This window comes from Actinoplanes sp. M2I2 (genome assembly GCF_023544445.1).
GTDB lineage: Bacteria > Actinomycetota > Actinomycetes > Mycobacteriales > Micromonosporaceae > Actinoplanes.
Genome location: NZ_JALPVJ010000007.1, coordinates 197,928 through 215,034, shown reverse-complemented (window position 1 = coordinate 215,034; position 17,107 = coordinate 197,928). Strand labels below are relative to the sequence as shown.

The 17,107-nt window shown below is 72.1% G+C and carries 14 protein-coding genes; 12 read left to right on the top strand and 2 right to left on the bottom strand.

The window, feature by feature from the left end; genetic code table 11:
• Position 1: 1 nt before the first annotated feature.
• The 3 genes from HJC40_RS15465 to HJC40_RS15455 are packed head-to-tail and all read left to right on the top strand — an operon-like array spanning position 2 to position 1,887.
• Positions 2-619 (top strand): HAD family hydrolase, encoded by a 618-nt coding sequence (locus tag HJC40_RS15465; protein ID WP_250001779.1) that lies wholly within the window; start codon positions 2-4, stop codon positions 617-619.
• Positions 620-674: 55 nt separating this feature from the next.
• Complete coding sequence (locus tag HJC40_RS15460) at positions 675-1,169, top strand: RNA polymerase sigma factor (RefSeq protein ID WP_250001778.1); 495 nt, start codon at positions 675-677, stop codon at positions 1,167-1,169.
• Entirely contained in the window at positions 1,162-1,887 is a 726-nt protein-coding gene (locus tag HJC40_RS15455) for a hypothetical protein (RefSeq protein ID WP_250001777.1), read from the top strand. The genes HJC40_RS15460 and HJC40_RS15455 overlap by 8 nt, the downstream gene beginning before the upstream one ends.
• A 7-nt stretch (positions 1,888-1,894) precedes the next feature.
• On the opposite strand, the gene HJC40_RS15450 is transcribed toward HJC40_RS15455, so the two are convergent.
• On the bottom strand, positions 1,895-3,565 hold the full coding sequence (locus HJC40_RS15450) for an alkaline phosphatase D family protein (RefSeq protein WP_250001776.1): 1,671 nt from the start codon (positions 3,563-3,565) through the stop codon (positions 1,895-1,897).
• Between the two features lie 143 nt (positions 3,566-3,708).
• Here HJC40_RS15450 and ftsY point away from each other — a divergent pair, with 143 nt between their 5' ends.
• The 7 genes from ftsY to HJC40_RS15415 all read left to right on the top strand — a co-directional run bounded on the left by ftsY (position 3,709) and on the right by HJC40_RS15415 (position 13,543).
• Positions 3,709-4,896: a signal recognition particle-docking protein FtsY gene (gene ftsY / locus HJC40_RS15445; protein ID WP_250001775.1), complete on the top strand. Its 1,188-nt coding sequence runs from the start codon at positions 3,709-3,711 to the stop codon at positions 4,894-4,896.
• 39 nt (positions 4,897-4,935) lie between these two features.
• Positions 4,936-5,727, top strand: coding sequence for an aminoglycoside phosphotransferase family protein (locus HJC40_RS15440; protein WP_374271863.1), 792 nt, complete (start codon positions 4,936-4,938; stop codon positions 5,725-5,727).
• Positions 5,728-5,975: 248 nt separating this feature from the next.
• On the top strand, positions 5,976-7,361 hold the full coding sequence (locus tag HJC40_RS15435) for an ammonium transporter (RefSeq protein ID WP_308200903.1): 1,386 nt from the start codon (positions 5,976-5,978) through the stop codon (positions 7,359-7,361).
• A 35-nt stretch (positions 7,362-7,396) separates the two neighbouring features.
• Positions 7,397-7,735, top strand: a complete 339-nt coding sequence (locus tag HJC40_RS15430) for a P-II family nitrogen regulator (protein ID WP_221376040.1) — start codon at positions 7,397-7,399, stop codon at positions 7,733-7,735.
• Between the two features lie 16 nt (positions 7,736-7,751).
• Positions 7,752-10,019: a [protein-PII] uridylyltransferase gene (locus tag HJC40_RS15425; protein WP_250001773.1), complete on the top strand. Its 2,268-nt coding sequence runs from the start codon at positions 7,752-7,754 to the stop codon at positions 10,017-10,019.
• A 43-nt stretch (positions 10,020-10,062) separates the two neighbouring features.
• Positions 10,063-12,492, top strand: a complete 2,430-nt coding sequence (locus HJC40_RS15420; RefSeq protein WP_250001772.1) for a glycosyltransferase — start codon at positions 10,063-10,065, stop codon at positions 12,490-12,492.
• Positions 12,493-12,529: 37 nt separating this feature from the next.
• Positions 12,530-13,543, top strand: a complete 1,014-nt coding sequence (locus HJC40_RS15415) for a class I SAM-dependent methyltransferase (RefSeq protein WP_250001771.1) — start codon at positions 12,530-12,532, stop codon at positions 13,541-13,543.
• A gap of 544 nt (positions 13,544-14,087) precedes the next feature.
• On the opposite strand, the gene HJC40_RS15410 is transcribed toward HJC40_RS15415, so the two are convergent.
• The gene (locus tag HJC40_RS15410; protein ID WP_250001770.1) at positions 14,088-15,197 is read right to left on the bottom strand and encodes a hypothetical protein; all 1,110 of its coding nucleotides are present in this window, start codon (positions 15,195-15,197) and stop codon (positions 14,088-14,090) included.
• 91 nt (positions 15,198-15,288) lie between these two features.
• On the opposite strand from HJC40_RS15410, the gene HJC40_RS15405 reads away from it, so the two are divergent.
• Positions 15,289-16,401: a sensor histidine kinase gene (locus tag HJC40_RS15405; protein WP_250002065.1), complete on the top strand. Its 1,113-nt coding sequence runs from the start codon at positions 15,289-15,291 to the stop codon at positions 16,399-16,401.
• Positions 16,402-16,415: 14 nt separating this feature from the next.
• Positions 16,416-17,057, top strand: a complete 642-nt coding sequence (locus HJC40_RS15400) for a response regulator transcription factor (protein WP_308200910.1) — start codon at positions 16,416-16,418, stop codon at positions 17,055-17,057.
• Positions 17,058-17,107: the final 50 nt, after the last annotated feature.

The following is a 17,107-nucleotide window of genomic DNA, read 5'->3' as shown; positions in this document are numbered from 1 at the left end:
CATGCCGCGCGAGCGCCCCCAGGCCCTGCTCATCGACCTGGACGGCGTGCTGCGCCGCTGGGACCCGGCCCCCATGATCGCCGTCGAGGTGGCCAACGGGCTGAAGCCGGCCGCCCTGCTGGAGACGGCGATGTCGTGGGACATCTACCGCCCGGCGATGGCCGGCGAGATCACCGACGCCGAGTGGATGGAGCTGGTCGCGTCGCGGCTCCCGCTCGAGATCGACGCGGCGCGGGCCGCCGTCGCCGAGTGGCAGAGCTACCGCGGCGAGCCCGACCCCGAGGTTCTGGCGTTCGTCCGCGAGGTGCGCGCCGCCGGCCGCAAGGTCGGCCTGGCCACCAACGCCACCGACCGCCTGCGCGGCGACCTGGAGTCCCTGGGCCTGGCCGGCGAGGTCGACGTGGTGATCAGCTCGTGGGAGATCAAGGCCCACAAGCCGGCCGCCGAGTTCTTCGAGAAGGCCTGCGAGCTCATCGGCCTCGCGCCGAAGTACGTGCTCTTCGTCGACGACGACGACCGGGCCGTACGCGGGGCGCGCGCGGCCGGCCTCTCGGCCTACCGCTGGTCGGGCCCGCAGCACCTCGACTATCTGCGCAAGGCCCTCGACATCTCGCAGTGATCCTGCAACCGCCGGCCCGGCCCAGGCGTCATCCCCTCGACGAAGGGGGCCACCGATGCGGGACGTCGAAGAATTCGACGCCTTCTATGCGGCGTCGTCCAGACGCGTGCTCGGCCATGTCTATGCGATGACCGGCAACCGGTCCGAGGCCGAGGACGCCGTCTCCGAGGCGTACCTGAAGGCCTGGGACCGCTGGTCGTCGGTGCGCGTCTGCGACAGCCCCGAGGCCTGGGTGCGCCGGGTCGCGTCGCGGCACGCGGTGAGCAGCTGGCGCAAGGCGGTGAACCGGCTGCGCGCCCACCACCGCGACGCCCCCGACACCGAGGTCGACGGCCTCAGCCCCGACCACGTGGCGCTCGTGCACGCGCTGCGCCAGATCCCGGCCGACCACCGGCGAGCCATCGTCCTGCACCACCTGGTCGGCCTGACCGTCGACGAGATCGCCGCCGAGGTCGGCGCGCCGTCCGGAACGGTGAAGGCCTGGCTCGCCCGGGGCCGTCGCGCCCTGGCCGGCCATCTCTGCGACACGCTGGAGGTGCGCGATGCCTGACGTCGACGAGGGTCTCGCCGCCCTGGCCCGGCACGCGGCCCGCACGGGCCGGCTCGAGCCGGCGGCCGGTGTCCGCCGGCGCGCCGACCGCCGCCGGCGCCGCCGCCACGCGGGCGCTCTGGCCGCGGTGGTGCTCGCGGTCGTCGCGCTCGGCGCCGGTATCGCGGTCGCCCAGCCCGATCGCGCCGGGCCGGCGCCGCTTCCCCCGGTGAACTCGCCTTACCCGGCGCCGCCCGCGCCGCCGCCGTCGTTCGGGGCGCTCGGCCTGATCAAGAACATGGTCGGCGTGGACTCCGAGCGCGCCTACGCGCTGGCGCCGTTGACCGCCACGCCGGATCAGCCCGGGATTCTGCTCGGCACGGACGGCCGGTTCACCGTGCCGGCATCCGGCCGCGGCACCAAGGTGACGGTCTCGGACGTGGGCCCCGACCTCCGCGGCTCGGAGCAGTGGATCATCCGGCTGGACGAGAAGGGCGGCTCCCGGTGCCTGGCCGCCGAGGCCGACGGCGCCGTCGGCCTCGCCCGGTGCGGCCCGGCCGACGCCGGCCAGCGCTTCGAGCTCCGTCAGGGCCCCGACGACTCCTACGGCATCGTCAGCGTGGCGTCCGGACGCTGGCTGACCTGGGACCTGCGCCCCGGCAGCGCCCCGGTGCTGACCGGCGAGCCGGCCACGGGCTGGAACTTCATCGACGTGGGCCCGTCCACCCTGGCCGACTGACCTCGTGTCAGTCGGGGTAGGTCACCTCGGCCACGGCGAAGAGGTTGCCGTCCTTGTCGGTGCCGTCGACGCGGACGGTGGCCTTCGGGCCGTCGAGGCGCAAGGTGCTGATGGCGTTGCCGAAGTACGGGCCGGCCAGGCGCTTCCACGTCCAGGCGGGGCGCCGGACGCCGGCCGTGCGGGCCAGACCCCGTACGCCGTGGGCCGCGGCCCGGGACCAGCTGAAGCGCATCAGCGGCCGCATGAAGGCGGGCACCTGGTTGTGGACCGGGGAGCAGGTCAGCTGCATCACCGGGGTGGCCATCCGGGTGCCGAACAGGGCCTGGGCCACGTACGAGTGGTGGACGTCGCCGGAGAGGACGCTGATCGAGGCGGGAGCCGCGTACGCCCCGCCGGCGCCCACCCGGTGACCGGGAGCGCCGGTGGTGCCCTCGCCCAGGCGCCGGAACAGCTCACCGAGCGCGGTGAACGAGCGACCGAAGGCGGCCCAATGTTCCAGGTCGACCGCGCGCCGCAGCTTCTCGGCCGCGTTGGCCACCCACGGGCGGCGGGACGCGGCCGTTCTCTCGTTCCAGGCCTCGAGGTAGTGGATGGCCGGCGGCATCAGCCACGGCAGGGACGAGCCGACGACCAGGTGGTCGTACTCGCCGTGAGCCTGGTCGACGAACCAGCCCCACTCGGCCGGCGGCAGCATCTGGCGGTTGTCGGGGGTGAGCACCCGGCTGCACCGGTTGTCGAGCATGACCAGGCGGGTGCGGCCGATGTCCAGGGAGTAGCTCCACTGGTAGAGCTGCTCGGCCCGGTCGACGGTGCGGCCGAACTCGTGCAGCAGATCGGTGGCGTCGCCGACCGTGACGACCTTCTGGAACAGCGGGTCGGCGGCCAGCTCGTCCGGGCCCATGTTGCCCAGGTGCTGATAGACCCAGTACGAGGCCAGGCCGCCGGTGATCCGCTCCTCCCACCAGCTCTGCTCGGCCATCTCGGCCCGCCACGACGCGGACGTGTTCCAGTCGTCGATCAGCTCGTGGTCGTCGAAGATCATGACGGTCGGCACGGTGGCGAACAGCCAGCGCACCTCGGGGTCGCGCCACGATTCCAGGTAGAGCTTGGTGTACTCGTCGAACGTCACCACCTGGTCGGCCGGGCCGTCGTGGCCCGCGGCGCGGCGGCGGCGCAGGAAGCGGCGCACCTTGGCCGACGTCTTGTCGGCGTAGACCTGGTCACCCAGCAGCACGATCAGGTCGGGCCGCAGCTCCGGGTTCTGCGGGTCGGCCATCAGGCGCCGGGCGTACGCGTCGAGGGCGTCCGGCGGCAGCTTGCGCGCGGTGGCGCTGGGCGTGGCCTCGCGGCACGATCCGAAGATCATGCGCACCGGGGTGTCGCCGTCGTCGGCCGGGCGGGTGTGGATGGCCGGCGGCGGGTAGGGCGACTCGGTGCTCGGCCAGACCTGCCGGTCGTCGAGCAGCACCTGGTAGGTGCTCGAGGCGCCCAGCCGCAGCCCGTCGACCACGACGAGGGCGTAGTGGTGCCCGTACGCCGTGAAGGTGGGCGCCGAGCCCGCGCCACCGCCCTCGGCCTCGACGTGGACCCGGGCCGGCTCGGACACCTCGACCCAGATCGTGGCGCGATCGCCGTCCACCCGTCGCAGGAGCGGGCCGACGAGCAGCTGAGCGGTCACCGGGGGTACGCCGGGGTGTGGCGCATGGGAGAGCCTCCACGCTTGGGTTTCTCGGGGGTGCCCATCCTCCGTCAGATGTGCCGTGGGTCGCCACTCCACGGCCGACGCCACGGACGGGCAGGCCATCTGTCAGGATTTCGGCTATGGAATACGTGGTCGCCGCAGTCATCCTGCTCGTCGTCCTGCTGGCCGGCGCCGTCGGCCTGGTGGTGCCGCGCATGCGCCGCCGTGACCTGCCGCCGTCGTCGACCGGCGGCGACACGACGACCCTGGAGCGGCCGTCCGCGGCCGAGCCGGGGGTCGAGACGCCACCCCTGGTCGTGCCGGCCGAGGCCGACGAGGGGCTGCCGCCGCTCATCCTCGACGAGCCGCCCACACCCACGCCGACGCTCGATCGGCCCGAGCCCACGGCCGGGCGGATGGTGCGCCTGCGCGCCCGCCTGTCGCGCTCGCAGAGTGTGTTCGGCAAGGGCCTGCTCAGCGTGCTCTCCCGCGATCACCTCGACGAGGACGCCTGGGAGGAGATCGAGGACAGCCTGATCGGCGCCGACGTCGGCGTCGAGGCCACCCAGGTGATCGTCGAGCGGCTGCGCGAGCGGGTCCGTGTGCTCGGCTCGCGCACCGTCACCGAGGTGCGCGAGCAGCTCACCGAGGAGCTCGTCGGGGCACTCGAGCCCGGCATGGACCGCACCCTGAAGACCACGCCGCACGACGGCCGGCCCGCGGTGATGCTGGTCGTCGGCGTGAACGGCGCCGGCAAGACCACCACCTGCGGAAAGATCGGCCGGGTGCTGATCGCGGACGGGCGCTCGGTGCTGTTCGGCGCGGCCGACACGTTCCGCGCGGCCGCGGCCGACCAGATCGCCACCTGGGGGGAGCGGGTCGGCGCCGAGACCGTCCGCGGCCCGGAGGGCGGCGACCCGGCCAGCGTCGCGTTCGACGCGGTCAAGCGGGGCATCGACACCGGCGTGGACACCGTGATCATCGACACGGCGGGCCGCCTGCAGAACAAGGTCGGCCTGATGGACGAGCTGGGCAAGGTCAAGCGGGTGGTCGAGAAGCACGGGCCGGTCGACGAGACGCTGCTCATCCTCGACGCGACCACCGGGCAGAACGGTCTCGAGCAGGCCCGCGTGTTCACCGAGGTGGTGGACGTGACCGGCGTGGTGCTCACCAAGCTGGACGGCACCGCCAAAGGGGGAATCGTCATCGCCGTGCAGCGCAAGCTCGGTATTCCCGTCAAGCTGGTGGGGCTGGGCGAGGGCCCGGACGACCTGGCGCCGTTCGAGCCGGCCGCGTTCGTCGAGGCGTTGCTTGGCAGCGCCGCGTAGTCTCGGTCGCACGGACGCTTCGAGCGGGGGAGGGTGCTGGTGACGCAGGAGCGGGAAATCCCGCTGCACGGCGGCAACGTCAGCACCGTCTCGAAGGTCGGCGACACCGTGCGGCGCAACTCCGGCCCGTGGACGCCGGCCGTGCACAGCCTCCTCAACCATCTCGAGCGGGTGGGTTTCACCGGTTCCCCGCGCGCGCTGGGCATGGACGACAAGGGCCGCGAGGTGCTGTCCTACCTCGACGGCGAGTGCGGCGAGTACCCCCTGGCCCCGCACTGGGTGACCGAGGAGGCGCTGGTCACCGTGGCCACGATGCTGCGGATGTTCCACGACGCGCAGTACGGGTTCGTGCCGCCGCCCGGCGCGGTGTGGCGCTCGTTCGGCCCGCCGCCGCCCGACACCGAGGTGATCTGCCACCACGACGCCGCGCCGCACAACGTGGTCTGGCGGCCCGACGGCACGCTGTCGCTGATCGACTTCGACCTGGCCTCGCCCGGCGCCCGCATCTACGACGTGGCCTACGCGGCCTGGACGTGGGTCCCCCTGTTCAGCGACCGCGACTCGTACACGCTGGGGTGGAAACGGCCGAACCGCCCGCGCCGCCTGCGGTTGTTCGCCGACGCCTACGGCCTGATCCCGCGCGACCGGCATCGCCTCGTGCGCACCATCCGCAAGCGGATCGTCGACCACGTCGAGGGCATCCGGCGGATGGCGGCGGCCGGCGACCCGGCCTTCGTCCGCATCGTGCACAAGGGCCACCTGCGCCGTCCGATGCGTGATCTGCGACTGCTCGATTACGAGCGCCACACCCTCGAATACGCCCTTCGGTGATCGGGCGTTGACATTCCGGCTGCGCCGGGCTGACTCGATTTCTGCGGTGATTGCCCTGGTTCGCGCCCATTCGGCGTACGGGCTGTGAGAGTTTCTTCACACGTAGGAAACAGTCCGTCACCCGCCGGAAATCGAGCGTAGACCGTGCGTGAAACCTCGGACCGGAAGTCTCTCGTCACGAAACCGGCCGACTGGCAACGCTGCTGTGGGTCGGGTTGGAGGACACCTTCATTCCGAGAGGAGGCAGCGTGGAGATCGATACCGGCAATACCGCCTGGTTGCTCCTGTCGTCTGCGCTCGTTTTGCTCATGACCCCGGGTCTGGCGCTGTTCTACGGTGGCCTCAACCGGTCCAAGGGCGTTCTGAACATGATGATGATGAGCTTCTCGTGCATCGGTCTCATCAGTGTTCTGTGGATCATCTACGGTTTCACCCTGGCGTTCGGGGTGAACGGGAGCTCCGGCCTCAACAACGTCATCGGTAACTTCACGTACTTCGGCACCGGCACCGACAAGATCACCGAAGAGTGGCTCTTCTTCGGCGCCAACACCGGCATCCCGACGTACGCCTTCATGGCCTTCCAGATGATGTTCGCGATCATCACGGTGGCCCTGATCAGCGGCGCCGTCTCCGACCGCATGAAGTTCGGCGGCTGGGTCCTGTTCGCGATCGGCTGGTTCACCATCGTCTACATCCCGGTGGCTCACTGGGTGTGGGGCGGCGGCTTCATCGGTTCCAAGATCCGTGCGCTGGACTTCGCCGGTGGTACGGCGGTGCACATCAACGCCGGTGCGGCGGCCCTGGCCCTCGCTCTGGTGCTCGGCAAGCGGATCGGCTGGCCGCGCGAGAACATGCGCCCGCACAACGTGCCCTTCGTCGCCCTCGGCGCCGGCCTGCTCTGGTTCGGCTGGTTCGGCTTCAACGCCGGCTCCGAGCTGACCGTCGACGGCACCACGGTCTTCGCCTTCATCAACACGCAGGTCGCCACGGCCGCCGCACTGCTCGGCTGGATCGTCGTGGAGTGGCTCCGGGACGGCAAGCCGACCCTGGTCGGCGCCTCGTCCGGCGCCGTCGCGGGCCTGGTCGCCATCACGCCGGCCTGTGGCTTCGTCGCGCCCTTCGCCGCCATCATCATCGGCCTCATCGCCGGTGCGGTCTGCGCTCTGGCGGTCGGCCTGAAGTACCGGTTCGGCTACGACGACTCGCTCGACGTCGTCGGCGTCCACTTCGTCGGCGGCTGGATCGGCTCGCTGTCGATCGGCTTCTTCGCCACCGCCCAGGTCAACGCCGGCATCACCGACAGCGCGATCCTCAACGCCAGCGAGGGCCTCTTCTACGGTGGCGGCGCCACCCAGCTGGGCCGTCAGTTCCTCGGCAGCCTCGTGGTGACGCTCTACTCGTTCGTCATCGCGGCGGCCCTGGCCCTGATCCTCAAGGCCGTCAAGCTGGCCCGGGTCAGCGAGGACGCCGAGGTCGGCGGCATCGACATCGCGGACCACGGTGAGACCGGTTACGACCTCACCCCGTCGGGCGGCTCCGGCTCCGGCGGCGGCGCGTTCGCCATGGCCGGCCTCAAGCCCGGCGGCGTCGACGCCGACGGCAAGGCCGATGTCAGCCAGAAGGTCCCCGGTTAAATACCCCTATGACTGCCCCGATGGAAGGACTGAGCATGAAGCTGGTGACCGCGGTCATCAAGCCGTACCAGCTCGACGCGGTGAAGGAGGCTCTGCACGCGCTCGGCGTGAGCGGGCTGACCGTGAGCGAGGTACAGGGCTACGGGCGGCAGAAGGGCCACACCGAGGTGTACCGGGGAGCCGAGTACACGGTGGAGTTCCTGCCCAAGATCAAGGTTGAGGTAGTCACCGACGAGATCGACGTCGACAAGATTGTCGACGCCGTCGTCACGGCCGCCAAGACGGGCAAGATCGGTGACGGCAAGGTCTGGGTCACGTCGGTCGACGACGTCATCCGGGTCCGTACCGGCGAGCGCGGACTCGACGCGCTCTGAGTTTGACGCCGATCACATGACACGCCTGCCCAGCGAACCGCCGGCCCCGCCCCAGGTGCCGGTCGGCGGTTCGCTGGACAAGCTCCGCGAACACATCGGCGCCGCCGCCCGGGAAGAACGGGCCGCGGCCCTCGACGTCTGGCTGCGCGAGATGTTCCCCGGCCACGTGCCCGGGGTCAGCCTGGTGGCCGTGGGTGGCCTGGGCCGGCGCGAGTGCGCGCCGTACAGCGACCTCGACCTCGTGCTCCTGCACAACGGCGCGGCCGGCATCGACCGGATAGCCGCCTCGCTCTGGTATCCGATCTGGGACGCCCGGCTCGGCCTCGACCACTCCGTGCGGACGTTGCCGGAGGCGCTGTCGGTCGCGCACGACGACGTCAAGGTCTCCCTGGGTCTGCTCGACGCCCGCCACGTGGCCGGTGACGCGACCCTGACCGGCGACTTGGTCGCCGCGGCCGGTGACCAATGGCGGCGCACCGCCGTGCGGCTGCTGCCCCAGCTTCGCGAGGTGACCTCGGCCCGCTGGGCGAGCAACGGCGAACTCGCGTTCCTGCTCGAGGGCGATCTCAAGGAGGCGGCCGGCGGGCTGCGCGACGTGACGCTGCTGCGGGCGATCGGCCGCGCCGGGGTCGCCGACACGATGCGCCCGGCGGTGCGGGCGGCCAACCTGCGGCTGCTCGACACCCGCGACGCCCTGCACCTGGCCGTCGGCCGCCGGATCGACCGGCTCGTGGCCCAGGAGCGGGCCGCGGTGGCCGAACTGCTCGACCTCGACGACGGCGATGTGCTCCTGCGCCGGGTCGCGGGCGATGCCCGTACGGTGGCGCACGCTCTCGACGACGCCTGGCGGGCCACCGACCGGCTGCGCAGCGGCCGCCGCCGGGGCGGGCCCAGCGGCGCGCCGGTCCGCCGGCCGGTCGCCCGCGACGTGGTCGAGCAGGACGGCGAACTCGTCCTGGCCCGCACCGCGATCGGCCCGGTGCCCGACCCCAGCCTGTCGTTGCGGGTCGCCGCCGCGGCCGCCATCGTGCAGCTGCCGATCGCCCGGGCCACCAGCGAATGGCTGGCCTCGTTCAGCCCGCCGCTGCCCACCCCGTGGCCGCCTTCGGCCCGCGCCGCGCTCGTCTCGCTGCTCGGCTCCGGGCCCGGGCTGCTGCCGGCCTGGGAGACCTGCGACCGGTACGGGCTGATCGACGCCTGGCTGCCCGAGTGGGCGCGGATGCGCAGCCTGCCCCAGCACCACCCGATCCACCGGTTCACCCTCGACCGCCACCTGGTCCAGGCCGCGTACGAGGCCACCGCCTACACCCGCGAGGTCGAGCGGCCCGACCTGCTCCTGATCGGAGCCTTCCTGCACGACGTCGGCAAGGGCCTGCCCGGCGACCACAGCGTCGTCGGGGCCCCGATCGCGGCCGACATCGCCACCCGCATCGGGCTGCCGCCGGCCGACGTGGCCACCGTCGAGAAGATGGTGCGCCTGCATCTGCTGCTGCCCGACGTGGCCACCCGCCGCGACCTCAGCGACCCGATGACCATCTCGCACGTGGCCGAGGCGGTCGGCGACAGCACCACCCTCGACCTGCTGCACGCGCTGGCCCGCGCCGACTCGCTGGCCACCGGCCCGGCCGCCTGGTCGGACTGGAAGAGCCGGCTCATGCGCGAGCTGGTCAGCCGGGTGCACACCGCGCTGGACACCGGCGAGCTGCCCGAGCCGCCGGCCCCCGACCCCGAACTGCTCGAGGGCGACCTGCCGGCCGTCCACCTGGACGGGGACCGGGTTGCCGTGGCCGCGGCCGACCGCCGGGGGCTGCTCGGCGCGGTCGCCGCCTGTCTGGCCATGCACCGTCTCGACGTGATCGGGGCGAACGCGAGCACGGTCGACGGGCGGGGGATCGTGGAGTTCTTCACCCAGCCCCGCTACGGCACCCCGTACGACCCGGTGGCGCTGGCCGCCGACCTGCGCCGGGTGGCCGCCGGCGACGTCTCGGTCACCCAGCGGGTGCGGGCCCGGGCGATGAGCGCCCGTGGCGGCACCGCCTCCCCCCGCGTCGTCTGGCAACGCGACGTGGCGACCGACGCGGCCGTCCTCGAACTGCGCGCGGCCGACTCGCCGGGCCTGCTCTATCGGGTGGCGACCGCGCTCGACGAGGCCGGCGCCGAGGTGCGCGCGGCCCGCATCTCGACCCTCGGTGGCGATGTGGTCGACGCGTTCTACCTGGTCGGGTCGTGGGCCGACGCGGCCGAGCGCGATCGGGTGACCGCCGCCGTGCTCGCGGTGGTCTGAGAAACGTCGTCACCGCCCGGCCCGCGGCGGCGTTTGACGGGACATGTCGTCCCCGATATCCGGTCTCCTCGATGATCATGTCGCGGCGGCCGGCCCGCGGCTCCGTCTCGCGCTCACCGCCACCGCCGGTCGCCACCGCTCGCTCGACGCCCGTACGCTGCTGGCCCGCGCGGCTCTCGGCGAGCACGGCACCCTCGGCCAGCTGCTCGAGGCCGCCCGCGCGGGAGACCGGCGTTGGCTGCGCCGCCGGCGCCGCCGGATCGACCCCGGCCTGGTCGCCGCCCTCGCGCACAGCCTCGGGCTGCAGGAGCTGCTGCCGACCGACCGGGACGACGCGCTCGCCCTGTTCGAGCTCACCCGCCGGGCCTGCGGCGCGCGGGCGCTGTCGCCGGCCAACCAGGCGCTGCACGCGCAGCTGGCGCTGACCGCCGAGAGCCCGGCCCGGGTGCGCAAGCTGCTGCGCCGCTACCTGAAGATCGCCGAGCCGACCCGGGCCGGGTTGCGGGCCGACCTGCTCAACCCGTTCGTGGCCGACCGGCCCGTGGCGCCCTGGCTGGCCGCGTTCCACCAGCTGATGCCCGGGCCCGGGATCGCGCCGGGGGACGGCCCGCCCTTCGACCGGCTGACCGCCGCGGCCGAGCGCGTCGACGGCCCGCACCGCGTCTCGGTGATCGTGACCGCGTACCGTCCCGGCCGCGGGCTGATCACCGCGGTGTGCTCGATCCTCGCCCAGAGCTGGGCCAACATCGAAGTGATCATCGTGGACGACGCCTCGCCGCCGGAGTTCGAGCCGGTGCTGCACGAGGCGGCCGGGCTGGGCGACCGGATCAAGCTGGTCCGGATGCCGGTCAACTCGGGCACGTACGCGGCCCGCAACGCCGGCCTGGACGCGGCGGGCGGCGAGTTCGCGACGTTCCAGGACTCCGACGACTGGTCCCACCCGCGCCGCGTCGAGCTGCAGGTGCGGCCGCTGCTGGACGATCGGCGGCTGGTCGCCACGACGTCGGACGGGCTGGCCGTGACCGACGAGCTGCTCTGCACCCGGCCGGGGATGCGCAACGGCCGGTTCAACCCGTCGTCGCTGCTGCTGCGGCGGAGCACGGTGCTGCGCACGGTCGGCTACTTCGACCGGCTGCGCAAGGCCGCCGACTCCGAGTACATCGGACGGATCCAGGCCGCGTTCGGGGCCGGCCGGGTGCGGCACCTCGACGCCCCGCCGCTCGCGCTGATCCGGCTCTCCGCCGGGTCACTGTCGCGGACCGAGATCCGGGCGAACTGGATGCACCCGGCCCGCACCGCGTACATGTCGGCCTATCAGCGGCACCACCAGCTGATCGCCGCCCGGCAGGCCGGCGCGTACCGGCCCGCCGACGGCGCCGACCGGCCCTTTCCGGCGCCGGGTCACCTGCTCGGCACGGCGGCGGACCCGGCGTACGACGTGGTGATGGTGGCCGACTGGCGTTTCCTCGAAAGCACCCAGCGAACGGCGCTCGACGAGCTGCGGGCGCTGAGCGCGGCCGGGCTGCGGGTGGCCGTGCTGCAGCTCGACTCGTACCGGGCCCTGGAGATGCGGCGGATGCCGTTCGCCGCGCCCGTGCAGGACCTGGTCAACGCGGGCACGGTCGACCGGGTGGAGCTGGACGACCCGGTCGAGGCGGCCCTGTTGATCGTCCGGCAGGTGGCGGTGCTGCAGTTCACCGGTGGTCTGACCGGCGCCGTACGGCCGGCCCGGGCTCTGCTGGTGGCCGACCGTGCGCCCGTGCGGGCCGACGGGAGCGACCACCGCTACGAGCCGGCGACGTGTGCGGCGGCGGCGCGGCGGCTCTTCGGCGTCGACCCGTCGTGGGTGCCCGGCGATGCCGGGGTGCGGGCTTCCCTCCGTACGGTGGCCGATGTGGAACCGGAGGACCTGCCGGTCGCCCTCGCGACCGGGGGCTGGGTCGCCGAGCGCACAGTGGGCTCGGCCGTCGTCGGCACCGACCTGTGCGACGCCGCCAACTGGCCGCCGGACGCCGCCGACAGCCTCGCCGTGTGCCGGCTGCTGCCCGAGGCCGACGTCCGCGTCCGTCTGCCCGACCGGCCGGCCGGCGCCGGGGCCGTCGGGATCGGGGCCACCTGGCTGGCCTATCAGGCCGGCGATCTCGGATCCCGGTCGTTCCTGCATCAGCTCGATTTCTATCTGCACTTCCCGCCCCGGGAGGCGGCCGAGTGGTATTCGCGGCCGGCGCTGGAGGCCGCGGCGATGGGTTGTGTGGTGGTGATGCCACCGCGGTACCGGCCCTTCTACGGCGATGCCGCCGTCTACTGCACGCGCAGCGAGGCGGCCGCGCTGATCGCGCGCTACCGGGCCGACCCGGCGCTCTTCGCCGAGCAGAGCCGCCGGGCCCGGCTGACGGTCGCCGCCGCCCACGATCCGGCCCAATACGTCGAGCGGATCCTGGCGTTGCGGCCGGAGTTGCTGACGATCCCGTAACGTCCCGGATCGCCGGCGCGTTGGTCCCGATGTGCGCATGACTCGGCTGCTCAGGCTGGCCCACGCCGTCGTCCGGCGGGTAGGTGAGGTGTCCCGCCGGCAGCTCGCCGGCCTCGTCATCGGCCTGCTCGTGGCCACCGGCGTCGCGATCGCGTCGGCGGCGGGCCAGGCGGCGGTGGCCACCTGTCTGCTCGCGCTGATGCTGGCGGCCGTGCTGGCCGGGGTGGTCCACCTGTCCCGCCGGCTCGCCCGGGTGAACCGCTCGAACCAGGAGACCGTGCGCGAGCTGCGCGGCGCGATCGACCAGTTGCAGCGCCGGGTGATCGCCGCGGTCGAGAAGGAACGGCTGGCCGCCGGTGACCGGCACCAGGAACTCACCGAGGTGATGGCCCGGGCCGAGCGCCTCACCGGCCGGGGCGCCGAACTGCTGCTGCGCGAGCAGAGCCGCGAGATCGAGGCGATGTTCCAGCTCTTCCGCGCGGTCTCCCCGCGGGCGCCGATGCCCGCCGGCGGCGGCCTGCACCCGAGGGATCTGCTGGGCCTGGTGCACATCGCCCGCGAGCGCCGGCCGGATCTGACGGTGGCTCTGGGCTGCGGCGCCTCGACGGTCTGGCTGGGCTACGCGCTGGCCGTCTGCGGCGGCCGGCTGGTCGCCGTCGACCACGACGAGGACCGGGTCGTGCGGGTGCGGGCGCGGCTGGCCGAGCACGGGCTGACGACCGTAGAGGTCCGGCATGTGCCGCTGGCCGAGCTCGTGGTCGACGGCCGGACGGTCGACTGGTACGACGTGGACGCGCTGGACGGGCTGGCCGACATCGACCTGCTGCTGGTCGACGGCACGCTGACCCCGGCCGCGGCCGACCCGCTGGCGCCGGCCCTGCACGTGCTGGGCCGCCGGCTGACGCCGGCCGCGGTCGTGGTGGTCGACGACGAGCCGGCCCGGGTGGCGCCCCGCCAGGGTGGCGGTTTCGGCCTGACCACCCGCCGGCGGCTGGCCGGGCGGTGGACCGCGCTGACTCATCCCCGGCCGGCGGCCTCGACGATCGGCTGAGCTTGCCGTTCAACAAGTTCGGCGGGGCTTGGTGTCCTTCTGGTGATGGCTCGGTGGTTGATGTGCCTGGCCGGTGACCAGGATGAGTCCCCCATCGTGGCGGACAGCGGCCTGGCGGTTGCGGGAGCTTGGCGGATGTCCGGGGCTGGGGTGGCTGGATTTCGGTGCACGCGCTGGTGAAGGACTCGTCGCGCAGAAGGTTCCGGAACACCCGCCGTACCCGGGCGAGGGTGAGCCGTTCCGGGGTCGGCGGGGCGCGACCGGCCCGTCGGTGCACAGCAGCGCCTCGGTCAGCTCGAACAGGGCATCCGTCCGCCGGGTCATGCACTGGGAGAACTGCTCACGAAACTCCGCCAGCACATCGATCGTTCCTGCGCGGTCCGCCATGACCGCCACAGCGATTATCGAGAGCATGGACACGATTCCGCGCGCCGCGGCATGCCGAAACGTCACCTACGCCAGGCGCCAGATAACGATCAATCACAACAGAGCGGATCGAAGGCGGACCCTCCGAGCACGGATCTGCCGAGAAGCGGATACCCGATTAAGGGCGGCGTCGCGTGGCGAGGGCCTTCACGGTCCAGCGACTCGGGTGGCCGATCGGGGAAGATGGAGGGACCCCGTCCGGGGTGGCATTGCTCCGGCGGCGTAGCCAATAGCCGAATGTTGCGGCCGCCAGGAGCGGTCCCCACAGCGGGAAGGGCATCAGCAGCACGAATAGGTAGTCGCCGGTGGTTGCGGCCTGCTGCAGAAGCGAGTGCCCGGCGATGGTGAGCATCGCTGCGACCAGCAGTCCAGGGACTACTGCGGCGAGTACGGGGACGGGGCGGCCGCCGACGATGGGTACCCAGGTGGGGAAAGTCTCGCCGCGCGGGCGGATCAGGCCGAGGGTTAGCCAGGTCCCGCCTTCGCCAGCAAGCGCCAATGCGAGGCCGAAGATGCGCAGGCCCGGATGAGCCGCCAGCGTCTCCGCGGTCTCGCCGATCGGCCACGGAGTGAGCCAGGTCAACCGGGTCAGGGCGTACGGTAGCGGGCACAGCGCCGCCGCCCATGTCAGCGTCCTGCCCCATCGGGCGGCGGCCGCCGGCTCGGTCCAGGCGGGGCGGTTGCGGTCGGCCGGGTGCAGCAAGCGGATCAGGACGGCGGCCCACGAAGCACCCGCAGCAAGCGAGCCGAACACGAACAGCGGACGCGTACCGATCGGATCGGCGTCGCGGGCGATGTACGACAGCCATCCCAGAAGCGCCGCGAACGCGGCGAGGAAGACCGCGATTGCGGGCAGCCGTGGTAGCAGCCGGTTCGCTGAGACCGCAACTAGCGCGGACGGCACCGCCAACGTCATCGCGTAGGCGGTGATGATCAGCACTTGGATGTCCGGTACCAGCAGGCCCAGGACAGTGGCGGCGACGGATGCGAAAGCGATCGTCACGGGCCCGCGGCGGCGGCCAGCCGCCAGCACGATTCCGGCGACACCCAGAAGTAGGGCGAATGCGATGGCCGTGCCGCGCGGCACATACGTCATCAGGGCCATATCTGCGAAGCGGTCTTCGGGGCCGAAGGGGTAACTGCCCGGGATCAGCCACCACAGCACCCCGGCGGCTGTCACCAGTAGCGATCCGGCCAGCGCGGCCCGGTAGGTCAGTCGGTCGATCATGGATCTAGCGTTGTCGGTGCGACGGCCGCACCGGTATCTCCCATCCGGTAGATACCACCAGCGTGCCTGTACTGACTACGTTATTGCCGTGATGATCGAGGTGCTGTGCGCTGGGCCTGCGGTTGCGGCGTTGGCCGGGCAGATCGTTGCGCGGGCGCGGCCGTTCGTCGCGGCCGGTGCGTGTGCGGCGGGGTCGAGCACCTTACTGGCGGTGTGGCTGTGGTACCTCCACCACTCGCCGGCGGTGGTGGGCTTCTGGCCACTGGTGGGCACCGCCGCCCTGGCCGCAAATGCCGTACTGGTGTGCCGGTGGGCGCCACCGCGGGCTGCCACCGCCGCGGCGTCGGTGACAGTCCTCGCCGAGAGCCTGTTGGCTCTACCGCTTACCGGCCCAGCGGTGGCGAACTGGCGGGACGCGATCGCCGTGTGCCTTTTTTGGTCGCTCGCCGGGATCGCCGGTGCCTGTTTCGGTCTCTACCTGCGGCAGCTCGACACGGCGCGAGTGCGGGCCGTGCGGCAGGCCCGGCGGGCACAGCGGGTACAACTGGCGACCGATCTGCACGACTTTGTCGCCCATGACGTGAGCGCGATGGTGGTCCAGGTTCAGGCTGCTCGTGTCCTTCTGCCCGGCGGCCCCGACGAGGTGGCCGGGATACTAGAGCGCGTCGAGGCCGACGGTGTACGGGCTCTATCCGCGATGGACCGGACGATGCAGCTGCTCCGGGAGTTGGAGATCCGTCAGCCCGAGGATCTGGACCGCGACTCCGACATCGACGGCCCGGGTGCCACCGAACTTCCGGAGCTGGTGCGCCGATTTGCGCTGGCATGGGACGGGCCGGTAAGCCTGAACTCTGATCCCGATATTGCGTCGAAGTTGCCCGCGCCGATCGGCGCCGCCGCCTACCGAGTGGTCCTCGAAGCGCTCACCAACGTACGACGACATGCCCGGCCCGGCGCGGTCGTCGAAGTGCACCTACAACCCCATCACGGCAGTGTGAAGTTGAGCGTGAGCAACGAAGAGGGCACTGATTTACCGGTCCCGTCCCGGCCGTCGCCGCAGTGCCGCAGCGGTGGTACCGGCCTGACCGAGCTCGCCAACCGTGTCGAACGGCTCGGCGGCATGCTCGATTTCGGACCGACCAGCACCATGGGCTGGCGCGTGCGCGCCGAGCTGCCCACGACAGCACCGGCCGGGCCCAGGTGAGCACCGATACGCGGATCCGGGTGCTCATCGCCGATGATCAAGCGTCGATCCGGTTGGCCTACAGCACGATCATGCAGGCCGCCCCCGACATCGACGTCGTCGGTGAGGCCGCGGACGGTGTCGAGGCGCTGCAATTGACCGACCGGCTGCAACCGGACGTCGTGGTGACCGACATCCGGATGCCCCGCATGGACGGCCTTGAGCTGACTCAACGGATATGCGCCCCGGACGCACCCGGCACCACACGAGTCGTGGTGGTCACCACCTACGACCTCGACGCGTACGTCCACACAGCCTTACGCCATGGAGCAAGCGGCTTTCTACTCAAGCACTCCGGCCCGACCCTGCTAACCGAGGCCGTCCGGGCCGCAATGGCCGGTGACGCCCTGATCAGCCCGACGGTCACCGTCCGTCTCCTACGCGAACTGTCCGTCAGCCGGCCAGGGGCACCGCCCGCCGATCCCCCGCTGAGCCACCGAGAACTCGACATCGTTGCCTTGGTCGCCGACGGCTTGACCAACCCAGAGATCGGCGCCCGCCTCTACATCACCCCCGGCACCGTCAAAACCCATCTGACCAACATCCAGCGCAAACTCCAGGTCCGAAACCGAGTCGGCATCGCCGCCTGGTCATGGCAGTCCCGCCTCGGCCGCTGACGCAAGTCGCACCGAATCCTCTACCGCATGATGGGTGGAACCGACATCCG